We start from the raw sequence: 17,511 nt of genomic DNA on the forward strand, positions 1-17,511 counted from the left end.
ATTAAAACATTAATTTTATCAATACTTTAATATTTTAACAATTCTTTCCTTGAAGATTCTGTAAAAAGAACACTTCTTTTGGTATCAAATGCTGAAATATGTGTAATGTTTTGCTGTTCTGAGTTCCAATCAACCAAAATAGTATTTGAAATTTCAAGGGTTTTAAATTTATCTATATCCTTAATTCTTGAATAACAAACCAAAACATCATCAGCTTCGACTTCTTTAGATAAAAAAGTTATGTCTTTTTGCTGTCCATTTACTTTAATTGAAAAATGTTCAGATAGATATTTTTTTAATAATTCAACATCTGCCGGAGTTTCTTTGCTCGTACCAACAAATGTCTTTTTGTGATACTTCTTCTCCATTGCATTATTTAAATCATCAATAAAAATTCGGGAAGTAATCTGCAGCATCTTCTTTTCAGCAGCATAATTTACTTGAAAAACCCCTACATAAAATTTATGAAAAGCAAATGCCGAAGTCAATACAAACAAAACTCCTAGCAAAGGATAAATTATTCTTTTTTTCATTTTTGGGCAGCCTCAGCTTTCTTAAATTCTTTATTCTTATTAATCATGAAATCCATCAACTGGAATTTCTGATCTGGATCTACTAATTCTTTCGAATGCGGATCATTTGAGCAATACATCAAAAACAATTCTACTTCATCATCTTTAAGATTGAGTGTTTTAGAATAAAAATCTTTTGTAAAGTTATCTTTAGCATATTCTACAAAAGCAATATCTGTGATTTCCTCCTCTTTTACTTCCTCTTTTTTGCTCAAAAGTTTTTTGACATCTTTAAAGATGCGAACAAAATCAGTTCCGTATTTTATAGTTTGATCAGAAAGCATAGCATTGTTTTTTGCGGTAGACTGTTTATCGTCTTCAAACTGCATATCGACGTATTTCTGAGAACCGCCTTGCAATGCTTTTACTTTTAATTCTTTATGAACCACAACTTCTTTAAGCTGATTGTTAACCAAATCAAGCTTTATTTTCAAAAGAACCTCAGCACAATCTTTCTCAGTCAAAACCACTTTTTTTGATTGAAATGTCAAGCCAGAAAACAACAAAGTGTCTTTAGGCTGCGCCATGATATCAAACAAACCGCCAGAACCAATAAATGTTCTAACATTCGCATTAATATTCATTACATAGCCGCTTTCAATGGCTAAAAAATCGTTTACAACCTGACCGTGTAATGGTTTCCTGAAACCGTTTTGTCCTAATACAAATTGACAAAATAAGCAGACAACGAGCACTCCTAATTTATTTTTCATTTTCGAGAATTGTTAGATATTTTCTTGCTAGATCTGTGATTAAAAACATACTCATTGTTTTGTTTTTACTATTCAAAGATACAGCAAAATCAGCATCATCCACACAAAATAATTGAAATCCTTTAATATCATCGACAGGAATTTTCAATCTATCGGTATAATAATTCTCCTCGAAAAGATATTCTAGTTTTCTAAAAAGAGCTTCTTTTTTCTCTACATTCACTTCTTTTTTCAACATTGCAGTTCGTCCCGAAATCTTATTCAATAACTTATCAATAGATGTTGAAGTCGCAGTATACACTTTTCGTTCTGCTGGCGTGTATTTTTTTTGTCCGTACGGAATAATCCCAAGATTTTCGGCTGTTATATTAGCATTTTCATTAACAACCACCTCTTTCAGCTCCACTTCTTTTGCAGTCATTTTTACAACTAAAGAAGTATTAGCCAAATGTTCTTGAGCAATTCTAATCCTTACAGGATCTAAGTTTACAGCAGAAAAAACCAAAACATCTCCTTCCCGTACGGCAATAGAAAAATTACCATCAGAATCAGAAACAGCAGTTGCTTGAGTGGCATTATTTATAATATTTACTCCTTCAACAGGACTAGATTGCTCTTGCACTTTTCCCACTAAAAGTTTAACATCATTTTTTTGCCCAAAACTTATCTGAACAAAAAAAAGAACAATAATCGATATAATACTATTTATTCTCACCAGCAATCATTTCTTTATACTTTACAGCCAATTCTCCTAAAAGAAATTCTGTAGAAGTTTTATTTTTTGAATTCAAAATGGCAGTAAATTTGTCATTTTCCACAGCATAATATTCAAAGCCTTTTACATAATCTGCCGGAATTTTTAATCGATCGATAAAATGCTCCAGACTAAACATGTTTTCAAGAAGTTTCATAAAAAATTCTTTCTTCTCAACAGCAACCTCTTTCTTAAGCATCGCAGTTCTTCCCGAGAAAAAATTCAGCAGCGGATCTGCAGAAATAGAACCTCCAGCCATCATACCAGCATCTGCTGTAGCATTTAGCGCAGTCGCTGTCTGCAACTTACGCTCTGCTGCAGTGTATTTCTTTTGCCCCAAAGGCACTATCCCTAAACTTTCAGCATTAATATTATCAGATCGCTTTACAACAACCTCTTGCAGCTGATACATCACCATAGTAAGATTGACAGAAAAATTAAGATTTGAAAAATCTTCTTGTTTCAGCAAAACTCTTTTTTCTTTAAAACTTATTGAAGAGAAAACCAAAACATCATCTGCTTTTGCCAAGATCGAAAAAGATCCAGAAGCATCTGTTGTCACAGTTTCTTCTGTTTGCGCATTGATTACATAAATACCTTCCAAATCAGAGGTATTCGAAACCACTTTACCATTAAAAACAGAACGATCCTGATTTTGCGACCAGCAAACCTGACCTGCCACAACAATTAAAAAACAAGTAATTTTCTGAAACAAAATAAAATAATTTAAAAATATTCTTAAAACGGTAAAAATATCTTAAGTCACTCCAAATTTAATATTAACGACATGGTAAAAATATGTTAATTAAAATATTAAAAATTCAAACAAAAACAGAGTTTTTAATACCTTTAACAAACAAAATTTGAGTTTAAAAATCATGAAAAGCATTATCATTGCAAGCACTTCTACTTTGCACGGAGGCAACTACTTAGAATATCTTTTACCTACTTTAAAAACACATTTTAAAAATTGCAAAACAATTTTATTCATTCCTTATGCACGCCCAAGCGGTATTTCACACGATGAATATACTCAAAAAGCTTCGGAGGCTTTTAGCACAATCAATATCAATGTTAAAGGAATTCATGAATTTGAGAATCCACAGGATGCAATAAAAAATGCTGAGGGAATTTTTACGGGAGGAGGCAATACTTTTTTACTGGTTACTCAGCTTTATAAAAACAATATTATGCAACTGCTTTCTGAAACTGTAAAAAACGGCACTCCTTATCTAGGCTCAAGTGCAGGAAGCAATATTTGCGGTTTGTCAATGCAGACTACTAACGACATGCCTATTATTTATCCACCGAGTTTTCAAACTTTAGGATTAATCCCTTTTAACTTAAATCCGCATTATCTGGATGCCGATTTACAATCTAAGCACATGGGAGAAACTCGCGAAACAAGAATCAAAGAATTTCATGCTTTCAATTCAATTCCAGTTTTAGGCTTAAGAGAAGGAAGCTGGCTAGAAGTTAAAGGAGAAAAAATTACTTTGAAAGGAGATCTAAAAGCTCGTTTGTTCAGACAAAACCAAGCCCCAATAGAACTAGATCCGGAAAACGATTTGAGCGATTTGAAATAAAATCCCAATTTTTAAATTCCAAATTCCAAAATAAAAAAGTAACTAAATGTGAAAATTGGGATTTGGAATTTAAAAATATTAGAATTTACATTTTGTTCAAAAACAAAAAAGCCTCAAACAATGTTTGAGGCTTTCGAAGAGCGAAAGACGAGGCTCGAACTCGCGACAACCAGCTTGGAAGGCTGGAGCTCTACCAACTGAGCTACTTTCGCATTAACCGGGTGCAAAACTAAAAAATTTAATTTTTAAAACAAAATAAAAACCAAAAAATTTATTTTCACATAAGTAAAACGTGTTTACTTTTTAGAGCGAAAGACGAGGCTCGAACTCGCGACAACCAGCTTGGAAGGCTGGAGCTCTACCAACTGAGCTACTTTCGCATTGGTTGTGCAAATATAAAAAGAAAGTTCAGTTCAAAACAAGCTTTTGGACAAAAAAAATCAATAAAAATCGACATTTTTTTATAACTTATTTAAAATTAAAAAGTTATAAAAGCAATATTTTTTCAAAAAATCATGATACAACCAGAGAAATTCCATCAAAAGAAACTTATGCCGTTTGTCAAACTATTTCAAGAAAAGGAAAACCTATAGAAAGTTGCGTCTTTAAAGGAGACGATCTAGAATCTAGCCGTCATTTTGGTTTATTTGAGGATAAAAAATTTAACAGGAATTATTTCGTTATTTGAAAAAATCAACCCTATATTTGCCGCTCAAAATCAAGCTCAGATTCGAGGGATGGCTGTTTTGGAACCCATCAAAAGATGAATACCAAATACTTGGTGAAACATTTGAGATTAAAGATGTTGAAGAACATATGTGATGTTTAAAAAATTATAAAATGAAAAAACTTTACTCATTAGTAGTAATATGCCTTTTTCTGGGCTGTAAAAAAGAAGACCCGAAACCCGCACCTATTGTCAAAAAAAAGGTGCCAGCGATTATACTTACTGACGAGAGAACAGTTGAAATAGACACAGCATTAATAGGAACTTATAAAAATGAAACCTTAAAACAGTTTTACGCCGCATCTGAGAATCAAACCGTATGGGGAAATCTTAAAAAGAGGACTTTTGTTTTATCGCAATTAGAAAAATCTGAAGAACTAGGCTTAGAACCAGAAGATTATAAAATATCTCAACTAAAAAAATTCGAAAGTAAAGTCGCTTCGTTAAACGATAAAGATTTAGCTAAGTATGATATTTTGCTGACTTTAAATTTTGAAAAATTTCTAAACCATATCTATAAAGGAAAGCTAGATCCTAAGAAATTGTATACCAATTGGGATTTGGACGAAAAAGAATTTGATGTGAATTCTGTTTTAATTAAAGGATTCAACAAAAATAAATTAGACAGCATTGTCGAAAATATTCAGCCTAAAACACAAACGTATAAAGAGTTACTAAAAGCGCTGGAAATCATCAATACTTTTCCAGAGGACAATATAAACACCATTGAAGCAACTGATAAAATTGTTTTAAACGATACCAATCCCGCTTTAACAAACATTAAAAAAAGGCTCTTGTATTGGAATGATATGTCAGGAAAAGACAGCCTTAACAATATTTACAACCACAAAACTTTTGAAGCAGTTAAAAGATTCCAAGAAAGGCACGGTTTAGCTTCTGACGGAGTTATCGGAGCTGGAACTATTCGGGCTTTAAACTATTCTAAAGAAGATAGAAAAAAACAGATTATTGCCAATTTAGAGCGTTGGAGATGGTATCCGTCAGAATTGGCCGAAAATTATTTCATTATAAATATTCCAGATTACAGCTTAAATGTTGTTGAAAATAAGGACACCACTTTAGTTAGAAATATTGTGGTTGGAACCAGCAAAAGAAGAACACCTATTATTACTTCTTTTTTAAAAACGGTTGTTTTTAATCCGACTTGGACCGTTCCTCCGACAATTTTAAAAGAAGATGTGGTTCCGGCTATGAAAAGAAACCGAAATTATCTGGCCAATAAAAACATTACTATTTACGATACTGCTGGAAAGGTAGTTTCTCCAATGGCTTGGAATGAAAACAAACCAAACAATTATCGTTATGTACAAAGTCCTGGTTATGATAATTCGTTAGGACTAATGAAAATTTTATTTCCAAATCACCATAGTGTTTATTTACACGATACCAATCACCGCAATATTTTTGGACGCAACAACCGTTCTATGAGTTCTGGATGTGTTCGTGTCGAAAACCCACTTGAACTTGCCCAACATATATTAGATGTTGACGGAAACTGGCCACAAGATAGAATTGACACTATTATTGCGAGTAAAACAACGATGAGTTTCAAGATTACCAAAAAATATGCTTTATACCAGTGGTATTGGACAGCATGGAGCAAAAAAAATCAGCTCATTTTTAGAGCTGATATTTATGATTTAGATTCGGATTTATATAAGCAATTAAGAAATTAGCCTTTCTTCCATCGCAAAATTTCTTGAAGGATGGTAGATATACAAACACGATTTGTCTTTTATTAATTGAATAATTTCGTTTGTCAATTCAACTGGAACTGCTGGACAGCCTTGGCTTCTGCCCAATCTTTTATGATTTCTGATAAAAGATTCAGACACATAATCTGCACCATGCATTACAACGCCTCTTTCACGAGCATTGTCATTTACGCCATTCTCTAAACCATCTAAACGCAATGAAGCACCATGTTTTCCTTGATAAATTTCACCAGTTGCATAAAAACCTAAACTGCTTTTAAATGATGAATTGAGATTTGAAAATGCTGAAGCAAATTCTTCACCAGTATTTCTACCATGAGCCACAAGAGAATTAAACAAAATGGTATTGCTAGTTAGATCAATCACCCACAAACGTTTAGTGTTTGAGGACAAACTGAAATCAATTAAGGTTAAGATATTTTTCTTGATCACTCCTCTTTCTTTCAACAAATAAAATCCTTTTAAAGCTTCTGAGAAAGTTTTAAGCTCAGGCATTTTAAAGTTGTTTGAATTTAATGAGTTATAAACGCTCTCGATTTTAGAATCTACTGTAACTTTTTCGACTTTAGCAATCGACTTTACAATGGCATTTTTTTTAAGATCGGCTGTGTTTTTTGAATCTTTTCCAAAAGACAATAGCAAAAACACAAATAACGGATAAATTTTGTAAATCATTGAATTTCTTTAGGTTAAACAAAAAATTTGGGTATCGCAAAAATATAAAAAAATCACGCCTCGCAAAATATAAGCCTGATTTTCAAGGCTTTTTTACTGAAATTTTAACATTATTAACACAAATTTGCTTTTCCTGTAAGATTTTATCTTATGTTAAAAATCACAAGATTTTAAGCCGTTTCTTAAAAAAAGTAAAACAAAAATGAACAATCTAGAAACCTAAACTGTAACAAGTAGAACAAAATTGAGTCTATTGCTACTATAAAAAATATATTTGCACTTTATTCCGCATCAAAAAAACCAATGAAAAAAATCACATTCTTCTGTTTTCTACTATTCTCTATGTGGAGTTATGCCCAAAAAAAGTCAATTCAGGCGCAAGTAACTTCACATACCATATCTATTGACGGAAAACTAGATGAATCTGCATGGGAAAGTGTACCAGTTGCTACTGACTTTATCATGCTCGAACCAGACAACGGAAAAGCTATTCCGTATGAAAAACGCACTGAAGTCAAAGTCATATATAATAATGATGCGGTTTATATTGGCGCGATGATGTATGATGACGAACCTTCAAAAATTTTAAAGGAAATCTCTCAGCGAGATAATTTTGGAACCGCAGATCTATTTGGTGTTTTTATAAATGGTTTTAATGACGGCCAGCAAGATTTTATGTTTTATGTATCTGCAGCCGATGTTCAAGGCGATTGCATTATGACCGATGCAAATGGCGAAGATTATTCTTGGGATGCCGTCTGGATCAGTAAAGCAGCTATAGCAGATAACGGATGGATTGTTGAGATGAAAATTCCGTACTCGGCGCTGCGTTTTTCTGGAGAAAATAAACAAATCTGGGGAATCAACTTTTTCAGAGAAATTAAACGTGACCGTTATAAATATACCTGGAATTTTGTTGACAGAAAGATTGGAACCTTTACACAACAGGCTGGAACTCTGGAAGGAATTCAAAACATTAAACCTCCTACTCGACTGTTTTTTATGCCTTATGCATCGTATTATCTAAATGCCGCCGACGGACAAAAAACATATGGAACAATTAAAGGAGGAATGGATATTAAATATGGTATAACTGATGCTTTTACAATTGATGCCATTTTAATTCCAGATTTTGGACAGACAAAATACGACGATCAGATTTTAAATCTCGGGCCTTTTGAACAGCAATTTAATGAAAATAGAGCCTTTTTTACGGAAGGAACAGATTTGTTCAGCAAAGGAAATATATTTTATTCCCGAAGAATTGGAGGCGCTCCATCCATAGATCCTTCATTAAATGAAAACGAAGAAATTACAGAATTACCCGCAGCCGTAAATTTGGTTAATGCCTTAAAATTATCAGGGAGAACAAAAAACGGACTTGGAATTGGTGTTTTAAATGCCGTTACAGAAAAAACTTTTGCTACCATAAAAAATACTGAAAGCGGAGAAACAAGACGTGTAATTGTAGAACCGCTCACCAATTATAATGTTTTGGTTTTAGACCAGCGTTTCAGGAAAAATTCGTCGGTTACTTTTATTAATACAAATGTTAGCCGCAACGGACATTCTAGAGACGCCAACGTAACAGGTCTGGCTTGGGATTTAAACACAAAAGCCAATACTTATAGTCTATTCGGAAATGTAAAATACAGTTTAATAAATGACATCAAAGATAAAAGCGGTGTTTTTTCGACAATAACTTTGGCCGAAACGAGCGGAAATTATAGATATAGCATAGGTTCTGATTTTGTAACTAAAGATTACGACCCTAATGATCTGGGCATTAATTTCTATACGAATTATTACAACTTTTATGGAAATGCCAATTACAGAATTCTAAATCCGACGAAAAAATTCAATACGTTTAGAATTAACTATAATATGTATACCGAATTCAATAAAGAATCTGGAAAATTACAAGACAATAATATTAATGCGAATTTAAATTTAACAACAGTAAAAAATAATTATTACGGAACTGGCATTACTTTTTACCCATTAGAAATTAATGATTATTATGAACCGCGCGCAGAAAACAGATATGTAACAATTCCGAGAAAAATAGAAACTTGGGGTAGTATTTCAACCAATTACAACCACAAATTTGCAATTGATCTCAATGGAACTTTTAATGTGTTTGATGAATCTGATCGTATTACATACGGATTTGATATTGGCCCAAGATATCGTTTCAGCGATAAATTATTACTGACTTATTTCTTTAGCTATATTCGAAAAAACAACAATAAAGGCTACATCGATCAAATTGATGGCGATAATAACAAAGCCACTCCAAACGATATTGTCTTTGCCAACCGAAATGTTGTTACGTATTCTAATACATTAGGAGGCAAATATGCTATAAATAGCGCCATGACTATAAATCTCGCTGTCCGCCAATATTGGTCTTATGCTGATAATAAAGACATTCTGGCTTTAGATTCGAATGGAGACCTTAGTCCGTATCCACAATATACTACCAATAAAAATTCAAGCTTTTATTCTTGGAACGCCGATTTGTCTTATTCTTGGTGGTTCGCGCCAGGAAGCCAGATTTCTGCTTTATACAGAAACAATGCCTCTAATTTTGAACGAGTTATTGATAAAGACTTCAGACACAATGTAGCAGGACTATTAAACAATGATGCCTTAAAACATATCTTTTCTGTTAGCGTAAAATACTTTATTGACTACAATGCTGTCAAAAATAAGATCAGAAAAAGAGCTTAGCGTGAATTAATTTTAAAAAATAAAGGCTTCTTCAATTAAATCAATATTTTTTTTTATAGTTCATTTTATTAAATATAAATGTAACATTCCTCAGGTTTCAAACTTTAGAAATGCCTTATATTTGTAGAAAACAAAAATGCAATGAACAAAAAAGTTATCCTTATGATTTTGGATGGTTGGGGAAAATCTCCTGACCCTAAAGTATCTGCAATAGACAATGCAAATGTTCCTTTTATAAACAGTCTTTATAAAAATTACCCAAGCGCACAGCTTAGAACTGACGGATTAAATGTTGGTCTTCCGGAAGGGCAAATGGGAAATAGCGAGGTTGGACACATGAATCTAGGCGCAGGAAGAATTGTATACCAAGATTTAGCCAAAATAAATTTAGCTGTAGAACACAAAACTTTAGCAAAAGAGCAGGTTTTAATTGACGCTTTTACATATGCTAAAGACAACAATAAAAAAGTACACTTTTTAGGATTAGTTTCAGATGGTGGTGTTCACTCACATACTTCTCACCTTCGCGGATTAATTGATGCTTCACAAGAATACGGTTTAGATCAGGTTTATGTTCACGCTTTTACAGACGGACGTGATGTTGACCCAAAATCTGGAGCAAAATATATCCACGATTTAGAAGAATATATTAAAAATACTCCTGTAAAAATCGCTTCTATCGTTGGACGTTACTACGCAATGGATCGCGACAAACGTTGGGAACGAGTAAAATTAGCTTACGACTTAGTTGTAAACGGTGTTGGAACTCCATCAACAAATGCTGTTGCAAGTGTTTTGTCTAGCTACGAAAAAGATGTCACTGACGAATTTATCGAACCTGTAGTTATCGTGGACGAAAATGCAAAACCTCTTGCCACTATTGTTGAAGGCGATGTTGTAATCTTCTTTAACTTTAGAACTGACAGAGGACGTGAACTTACTGAAGCGCTTTCTCAGCAAGATTTCCATGAGCAGAACATGCACAAACTAAACCTATATTATGTAACATTGACAAACTACGACGAAACGTACCAAAACGTAAAAGTAGTTTACAATAAAGATAATATCACCGAAACTCTTGGTGAGGTTTTAGAAAAAGCAGGCAAAAAACAAATCAGAATCGCTGAAACTGAGAAATATCCTCACGTAACTTTCTTCTTCTCTGGAGGTAGAGAAACTCCTTTTGAAGGTGAAGAAAGAATCTTAAGAAATTCTCCAAAAGTGGCAACTTATGATTTGAAACCAGAAATGAGCGCTTACGAATTGGCTGACGCTCTTGTTCCTGAATTGAATAAAGGTGAAGTTGATTTTGTGTGCTTAAACTTCGCAAACGGAGATATGGTTGGTCACACAGGAATTATGGAAGCGGCAATTAAAGCTTGTGAAGCGGTTGACGCTTGCGCGAAAAAGGTAATCGACGCTGCGCTTGCAAATGATTATACTACCATTGTAATTGCCGATCACGGAAACTGCGAAACCATGATTAACCCTGATGGTTCTCCAAACACAGCTCACACAACAAATCCAGTGCCGATTATTTTAGTTGACAAACAGCTAAAAAGCATTCAAGATGGTGTTTTAGGCGACATTGCTCCAACTATTTTAGAATTGATGGGAATTCAGCAGCCAAATGCAATGACTTGTCATTCATTATTATAGAAAATATTTTTCTTCATAAAAAAGAGGCAAATTTTAAAAATTTGCCTCTTTTTTTACGCCTGTTTTTGTCATTTCGACGAAGGAGAAATCTCCGCGAGAAACTCTACAAAGATTGACTTCTCGTTGTGGAGCTACTTGTGGAGATTTCTCCTTCGTCGAAATGACAAGATTGCGCTTCTCAAATAATAAAATAATGATAAATCTGCTCAACGCCATAAATCACAAGTCCAATCACTCCTCCAACCAAAGTTCCGTTGATTCTGATATATTGAAGATCCTTTCCTATTTCTAATTCCAGCTTTTCAGAAACTTCTTTTCCATCCCAGCTTTTTACGGTTGACGAAATCAAATCTCCAATTACTTTTTTGTTGTTTAAAAGCATCGAAAGTAAATCGTTTTTAATAAAACCATTTATTTTGTCAATCATAATAGGGTCTTCTTTAATTCCATTTCCAAAAGTCTGAATCAATCCTGCAATATTATTTTTAATTGAAGAATCATCACCTTTATTTAAATCATTGATAATCGACGATTTAATTTCATCCCAAATGCTATTGATATAATCCTGCACTTCTTTTTTTTCCACAAAACCCAAAATCACATCGTTAATTTTAACCCTCATTTCTTCTGAGTTTTTTACTTTTTCCAAGAAATTAAAAATGTACTCGTCAATTTTTAAGCGTACCGTACTTTCTGGCTTTTTAGCTTCATTTAGAAAGTCCTGCAAACCATTAAAAACCCCTTCTGTAATACTTTTATCAGCCAATCCAAAGCTTAGAAGCGGAGTAGAAGCTTTAACTTTTTGTCTAATTAAATCTTTATTATTAGTCAATTCGGTGCTCATAACTTCTAAAAGATTCGTTAGCATCTGATTTTTCAAATTACCTTTTTGCAAAGGTTCTAATGCCAGAGCCACCCAATCTCCAAAATTTATTCCTTCAATTTTTGCTGCAAACTGAACCTGAATAAACCTTCTGACATCTTCATCCTTTATCGTTCGTAAAATTCCCGGAATTACATTTACAGCAACTGCATTGGCAATTTTATTTGCATTTTCTTCTTTCGAAAGCCAATCTGAAGCTTTAGTTGCAAAATTGAATTCGTCTAATTTTATTTCTAATTTTTCTCGGTCTAAAAACTCTTCAGATACAAAATTTCCTAAGTTCTCTCCAATTTCATTTTTCTTAGTCGGAATAATTGCTGTATGCCAAATCGGTATTCCCATTGGATGGCGAAATAATGCCACGACAGCAAACCAATCGGCGATTCCGCCCACCATCGCGGCTTCACTAAAAGCCTGAAGCATCGGAATTTTAAAGTAAATAGCAATTATAAATAACAACACTGCGACGCCCAAAAGCCCCAAAGCATTTCGCTTCATTTTCTTCAGCGCTTTTACTTTGGCGATATCTCGATCTATAATAGTTTCCATAATTATAAGCGTTTGTATTACTAATTTATGGCTTTTTTCTGAAACACGTTAACTCTATTGATTGTTTTGATAGCCACTACTCGAACGAAGTGACTGCCGAAGCAATTCACGAATTTTCTTCAAAAATTAATTAATTGATTTGTGAAATATCTTTTTTAAAAATTTTGTTTTGAGATAATTCGTGAATGCGTGGCGAAAAATTTTAATTAAAAATTGTACTTTTGCCAACTGAAAATGGGAAAAATATGATTATCCAGAAAACTAGAGAGGAAATCGAATTAATGCGCGAAAGTGCTTTAATCGTATCAAAAACATTAGGAATGATTGCTTCTGAAATTAAAGAAGGAGTTACAACATTATATCTTGACAAATTAGCCGAAGAATTTATTCGTGATCACGGTGCAGTTCCAAGTTTCCTTGGATTGTACGATTTCCCGAATTCGCTTTGTATGAGTCCAAACGCTCAGGTTGTTCACGGTATTCCTAATAATATTCCTCTTAAAAACGGTGATGTTATTTCGGTTGACTGTGGCGCTTTTAAAAATGGTTTCCACGGAGACCATGCTTACAGTTTCGAAATTGGAGAAGTTGCTCCTGAAGTAAAAAAACTTTTGCAGGTAACTAAAGAATCTCTTTACGTTGGAATTAGAGAATTTAAAGCAGGAAATCGCGTAGAAGATGTTGGAAATGCGATTCAAAAATATACTGAAGCTCACGGTTACGGAGTAGTTCGTGAATTGGTTGGACATGGTGTTGGGCAAAAAATGCACGAAGAGCCAGAAATGCCAAATTACGGAAAACGCGGACGCGGAAAGCTTTTTGTTGAAGGAATGGTTGTAGCAATTGAACCTATGATCAACATGGGAACTAGAAATATCAAACAACTAAAAGACGGCTGGACAATTTTGACTGCTGACGGAAAACCAAGTGCGCATTTTGAGCATGACGTTGCCTTAGTTGATGGAAAACCTGAGTTATTATCGACTTTTAAATACATCTATAAAGCGCTTGGAATTGAGAGCAATGAAGAAGAAGAATTCAGACAAATTCCGTTAATCGTATAAATACAACCTCGAATCAAACCTGTGAAAAAACTTTTTAAATTAGTCCTTAATACAATTCCGCGTCCAATATTAATTCGTTTGAGTTACGTGGCGCGACCAATTTTAGCTTTCTCCTTAAAAGGAGATAAATTTACAGATCCAATTGACGGAAAAAGCTTTAAATCGTTCCTGCCTTATGGATACGGAAAACAACGTAATAATGTGCTTTCGCCAAGCACCCTTTCTTTAGAGAGACATCGTTTACTTTGGCTATATTTAAACGATCAAACTGATTTTTTTACAGCGCCTAAAAAAAAAGTATTGCATTTTGCTCCCGAACAAGCTTTTTATAAAAGATTCCGCAAACAGAAAAACTTAGATTACACCACAACTGATTTACTTTCGCCATTGGCCGATGTAAAAGCAGACATTTGTAATTTGCCTTTCAAAGACAACGAATATGACGTTATTTTGTGCAATCACGTTTTAGAACACATTCCAGACGACACAAAAGCAATGCAGGAATTATACAGAGTTTTAAAACCAGGCGGAATGGCGATTCTTCAAATTCCTCAAGATTTATCTCGCGAAGTTACTTTTGCAGATGATTCGATTACAGATCAGAAAGAACGCGCTAAAATCTTCGGACAATACGATCACGTTCGTGTTTACGGACGCGATTATTTCGATAAATTAAGAAGTATTGGTTTTATTGTGATCGAAGAAGATTACACTAACAAAATTGCACCAGAATTGGTTGAAAAATACTGTCTAGCAAAAGGCGAGATTATTCCGCTTTGCTTTAAACAGGAAAACTAATTTTTTTCACGATATAAGTGATATAAGTTCATTTAAAAGGAGTTTTCAAAATAGTAATAATTTGAAAACTCCTTTTATTTTTTTGCCCAAACCTAAATTACAAGCCTAACCAAATCCCTAATCTTGGAACCTACAAAATCATTTCAGTTCTGTTTTGACATCAGTTTGGAAAAAAATCTGAATGTCTATATTCCAACCGCCTACATCGTTGAGAATACTAGTGAAATCAAATATTTAGACAAAAAAGCAAGTCCTGATGTACTTGAAAGTTTCGGAATCACTTTTGATAATTTAGATTCTAATTCAAAAAGAATATTAACAGCTTGCGATTCTCTTAAACCTGAATTTATTTTTAAAAAATTTGGCGCTAAAATTAAGTCCGCTAAAACAATTGCTGACTTACAGAAAGATTCAAAAATTGAATTTGCCATTCGTCAACATCTTAAATTCAATTTAAGTTCATTTTACGATTTAATTGTAAAAGAACAATTTCCTCTGTCTTTAAATCTTGGACCTGAAAAAGATTTTTACCGCTCAAGAGTCAGCATCGACCCGCTTGATTTTGAGCCTCAGATTCAGTTTGACAAACATTCCGAGGGCATTACCTATACTTTATCTTTAAAGGAAAATGAAACAATTTTCTCTCCAATGGACAGCAAAGTTGACATCCTTTTAGACGAACCAGGATGGCTTATTATCAATAAAAAACTGGGACAGCTAAAAGAGTTAAACTCCAAAAAACTGATGCCTTTTTTAAAGAAAAAATCTATTGAAATACCATCAAAATTAGTTGATGATTACTTCAAAAGCTTTATTCCTCAAATCGCAAAGAAAATTGATATTGAAGCGACAGGTTTTGAGATTGAACTTCGTGACAAAATCATTTCCTGCACGATTCAGCCTATTCATGATTTCTTTAAAAACTGCTATTATCTTAATCTTTATTTTGATTATAACGGATATTCATTTGATGCGAGCAAAACTAAAAAAACACATTCTTTTGTAGATTTTAGTGTTGCCAATGAACCCAAAATCATTCAGTTTAAAAGAAGTTCTGAAGAAAGTTTATATATCGAAAAATTAAATGAGATTGGATTAACCAAAATCAAAAACGAGTTATTTGGATTAAATTCAGAGGCCGAAAACACAGATCCTTTTATCAATATTCAGCTGATTATTGACCATAAGGAAGAACTGAAAAATTTAGGTTTTACTATTGACAACCTAAAACTGGAAAGCAAAGAAATTGTCACGGAAAACTATACCATTTCTGCTTCAAAAGAAACAGCTGGAGATTGGTTCGACATTAGAATAATAATTACCGTTGGAAATTATAAAATCAATTTCAGCGAAATTATTCCCAACATAAAAAGCAAAGAAAGACTTTTTGCATTGCCAGACGGAAACTACTTTTTGATTCCGCTAGAATGGTTCAGCAAATATGGTTCGCTGGCAAAATTAGCCAAAACAGAAAATGGCGTCCTTTTATTGCGCAAAAGCAATTTTACTGCTTTAGACGGAATTTCAGAAATTGACAGTGATTTAGATCAAATCCATCAAGCTGAATTTACTGGTTCTGACTTAATAAAAGCAACTTTAAGACCGTACCAAATTGAAGGTGTAAAATGGCTTTTAGGGCATTTCAACTCCAATATGGGCGCTTGTTTGGCTGATGATATGGGACTTGGAAAAACGTTGCAAACCTTATCTGTTTTGGTTTCTGTACAAGAACAATTAGGCTTCACAACCAAAACCACCAATTTTGATTTGTTTGCCAATGAAACTACTGTCGAAAGAGAACCGCTTAAGGCTTTAATTGTTCTTCCGTCTTCATTGGTTTTTAACTGGTTTAATGAAGCTGGCAAATTCACGCCGCACTTTTCGAAAATGCAATATGTGGGTAATGACAGAAAAATGCTAGCGAGCAGAATCAATTCGACCGATTTGATTTTTACAAGCTACAGCATCATTCATCGAGATATTTCTATTTTAGAAAAATACGATTTCCGCTATCTGATTTTGGACGAAAGTCAATACATCAAAAACAAAAACTCTAAGATTTTTAAAGCCATAAATAAAATCAGCACAGGTCATAAAATTGCTTTGAGTGGTACGCCGATTGAAAATTCGCTTGACGATTTATGGTCGCAAATGCAGTTTATCAATCCCGATATTTTAGGAAGTTATGCTTTCTTTATGGAAAATTTCAAAAATCCGATTGAGAAAAAGCAAAATGAAGAAGTTTTGGCTGAATTAAAAAATCTAATCGCTCCTTATATTTTAAGACGAACTAAAGAACAGGTTTTAAAAGATTTGCCAGAATTGACAGAGCAGATTTATTACTGCGACATGGATCCTGAACAGGAGAAATTATATGAGAAAGAGAAATCTAAAGCTCGTAATTTCTTGCTTAAAACTGACGGTTCTGGTCCAGACAAAATCAACATCATTAACACTTTGATGAAGCTGAGACAATTGAGTAACCATCCAAAAATGGTCGATCAGGAATCTGAAGTTGATTCTGGAAAATATATTGCGGTTACCAATTATCTTGAAAACTTAGTAAAAGCAAAACAGAAAGTCATCATTTTCAGTTCGTTTGTTACCAATTTAAATTTTTACACCGATTGGTGCAAAGAAAACAAAATAGATTTCTGTGAAATTACGGGTGAAACGCCTGCAGATAAAAGGGAACAGCAGGTTAAAATGTTTCAGGAAAAAGAAAATCCGCTATTATTCTTTATTTCGCTTAAAGCGGGTGGAGTTGGTTTGAATATTACAAAGGCTTCTTATGTTTTATTCTTAGACCCTTGGTGGAATCCTTTTGCCGAAAAACAAGGTGTGGCACGTGCGCATAGAATTGGGCAATTGAATAAAGTAAATGTCATTCGTTTTATTTCTAAAAATACAGTTGAAGAAAAAATCATCAAACTGCAGGAAAACAAAAAATTATTGTCTGACTCGCTTTTAGAAGAAAGTTATATCAATGATGAAATTGAAGGAAACTTAGAGTATATTTTAGGAAATTAATCGTTAAATCTAATAGAACGGCATCTTTTTCG

13 protein-coding genes and 2 tRNA genes are annotated in these 17,511 nt (G+C 33.5%); 7 read left to right on the forward strand and 8 right to left on the reverse strand.

The window, feature by feature from the left end; genetic code table 11:
• Positions 1-26: 26 nt before the first annotated feature.
• From BB050_RS04105 to BB050_RS04120, 4 genes are all read right to left on the reverse strand, one after another.
• The gene (locus BB050_RS04105; protein WP_066032711.1) at positions 27-533 is read right to left on the reverse strand and encodes a DUF6702 family protein; all 507 of its coding nucleotides are present in this window, start codon (positions 531-533) and stop codon (positions 27-29) included.
• Complete coding sequence (locus BB050_RS04110) at positions 530-1,285, reverse strand: hypothetical protein (RefSeq protein ID WP_066032712.1); 756 nt, start codon at positions 1,283-1,285, stop codon at positions 530-532. Before BB050_RS04110 ends, BB050_RS04105 begins: the two co-directional genes overlap by 4 nt.
• Positions 1,275-1,916, reverse strand: coding sequence for a carboxypeptidase-like regulatory domain-containing protein (locus BB050_RS04115; RefSeq protein ID WP_236940417.1), 642 nt, complete (start codon positions 1,914-1,916; stop codon positions 1,275-1,277). Before BB050_RS04115 ends, BB050_RS04110 begins: the two co-directional genes overlap by 11 nt.
• Before the next feature lie 70 nt (positions 1,917-1,986).
• Positions 1,987-2,754: a carboxypeptidase-like regulatory domain-containing protein gene (locus tag BB050_RS04120; RefSeq protein ID WP_066032713.1), complete on the reverse strand. Its 768-nt coding sequence runs from the start codon at positions 2,752-2,754 to the stop codon at positions 1,987-1,989.
• 163 nt (positions 2,755-2,917) lie between these two features.
• Between BB050_RS04120 and pepE the strand changes: the two genes are divergently transcribed.
• Positions 2,918-3,625, forward strand: coding sequence for a dipeptidase PepE (gene pepE, locus BB050_RS04125; protein WP_066032714.1), 708 nt, complete (start codon positions 2,918-2,920; stop codon positions 3,623-3,625).
• Positions 3,626-3,764: 139 nt separating this feature from the next.
• Here the strand turns inward: pepE and BB050_RS04130 are convergent.
• Together BB050_RS04130 and BB050_RS04135 are read right to left on the reverse strand one after the other, a co-directional pair.
• A tRNA-Gly gene (locus tag BB050_RS04130) sits at positions 3,765-3,837 on the reverse strand.
• 95 nt (positions 3,838-3,932) lie between these two features.
• Positions 3,933-4,005: transfer RNA gene (locus BB050_RS04135), tRNA-Gly, on the reverse strand.
• A 460-nt stretch (positions 4,006-4,465) separates the two neighbouring features.
• Here BB050_RS04135 and BB050_RS04145 point away from each other — a divergent pair.
• Positions 4,466-6,049 carry a L,D-transpeptidase family protein gene (locus tag BB050_RS04145; protein ID WP_066032716.1) on the forward strand — a complete coding sequence of 528 codons (1,584 nt, stop codon included), beginning with the start codon at positions 4,466-4,468 and terminating at the stop codon, positions 6,047-6,049.
• On the opposite strand, the gene BB050_RS04150 is transcribed toward BB050_RS04145, so the two are convergent.
• The gene (locus tag BB050_RS04150; RefSeq protein WP_066032717.1) at positions 6,038-6,763 is read right to left on the reverse strand and encodes a murein L,D-transpeptidase catalytic domain family protein; all 726 of its coding nucleotides are present in this window, start codon (positions 6,761-6,763) and stop codon (positions 6,038-6,040) included. The genes BB050_RS04145 and BB050_RS04150 overlap by 12 nt on opposite strands.
• A 303-nt stretch (positions 6,764-7,066) precedes the next feature.
• Here BB050_RS04150 and BB050_RS04155 point away from each other — a divergent pair, with 303 nt between their 5' ends.
• Together BB050_RS04155 and gpmI are read left to right on the forward strand one after the other, a co-directional pair.
• Positions 7,067-9,496 (forward strand): DUF5916 domain-containing protein, encoded by a 2,430-nt coding sequence (locus BB050_RS04155; RefSeq protein WP_066032718.1) that lies wholly within the window; start codon positions 7,067-7,069, stop codon positions 9,494-9,496.
• Between the two features lie 141 nt (positions 9,497-9,637).
• Entirely contained in the window at positions 9,638-11,155 is a 1,518-nt protein-coding gene (gene gpmI, locus BB050_RS04160) for a 2,3-bisphosphoglycerate-independent phosphoglycerate mutase (RefSeq protein ID WP_066032719.1), read from the forward strand.
• 178 nt (positions 11,156-11,333) lie between these two features.
• Here the strand turns inward: gpmI and BB050_RS04165 are convergent, their stop codons facing one another.
• Complete coding sequence (locus BB050_RS04165) at positions 11,334-12,587, reverse strand: DUF445 domain-containing protein (RefSeq protein ID WP_066032720.1); 1,254 nt, start codon at positions 12,585-12,587, stop codon at positions 11,334-11,336.
• A gap of 245 nt (positions 12,588-12,832) precedes the next feature.
• On the opposite strand from BB050_RS04165, the gene map reads away from it, so the two are divergent.
• From map to BB050_RS04180, 3 genes are all read left to right on the forward strand, one after another.
• Positions 12,833-13,651 carry a type I methionyl aminopeptidase gene (gene map, locus BB050_RS04170; RefSeq protein ID WP_066032721.1) on the forward strand — a complete coding sequence of 273 codons (819 nt, stop codon included), beginning with the start codon at positions 12,833-12,835 and terminating at the stop codon, positions 13,649-13,651.
• A gap of 21 nt (positions 13,652-13,672) precedes the next feature.
• Complete coding sequence (locus BB050_RS04175; RefSeq protein WP_066032722.1) at positions 13,673-14,449, forward strand: class I SAM-dependent methyltransferase; 777 nt, start codon at positions 13,673-13,675, stop codon at positions 14,447-14,449.
• A gap of 123 nt (positions 14,450-14,572) precedes the next feature.
• Positions 14,573-17,479, forward strand: a complete 2,907-nt coding sequence (locus BB050_RS04180) for a DEAD/DEAH box helicase (RefSeq protein ID WP_066032723.1) — start codon at positions 14,573-14,575, stop codon at positions 17,477-17,479.
• The last annotated feature ends 32 nt before the right edge of the window (positions 17,480-17,511 follow it).

This window comes from Flavobacterium anhuiense, assembly GCF_001705175.1.
Lineage (GTDB): Bacteria > Bacteroidota > Bacteroidia > Flavobacteriales > Flavobacteriaceae > Flavobacterium > Flavobacterium anhuiense.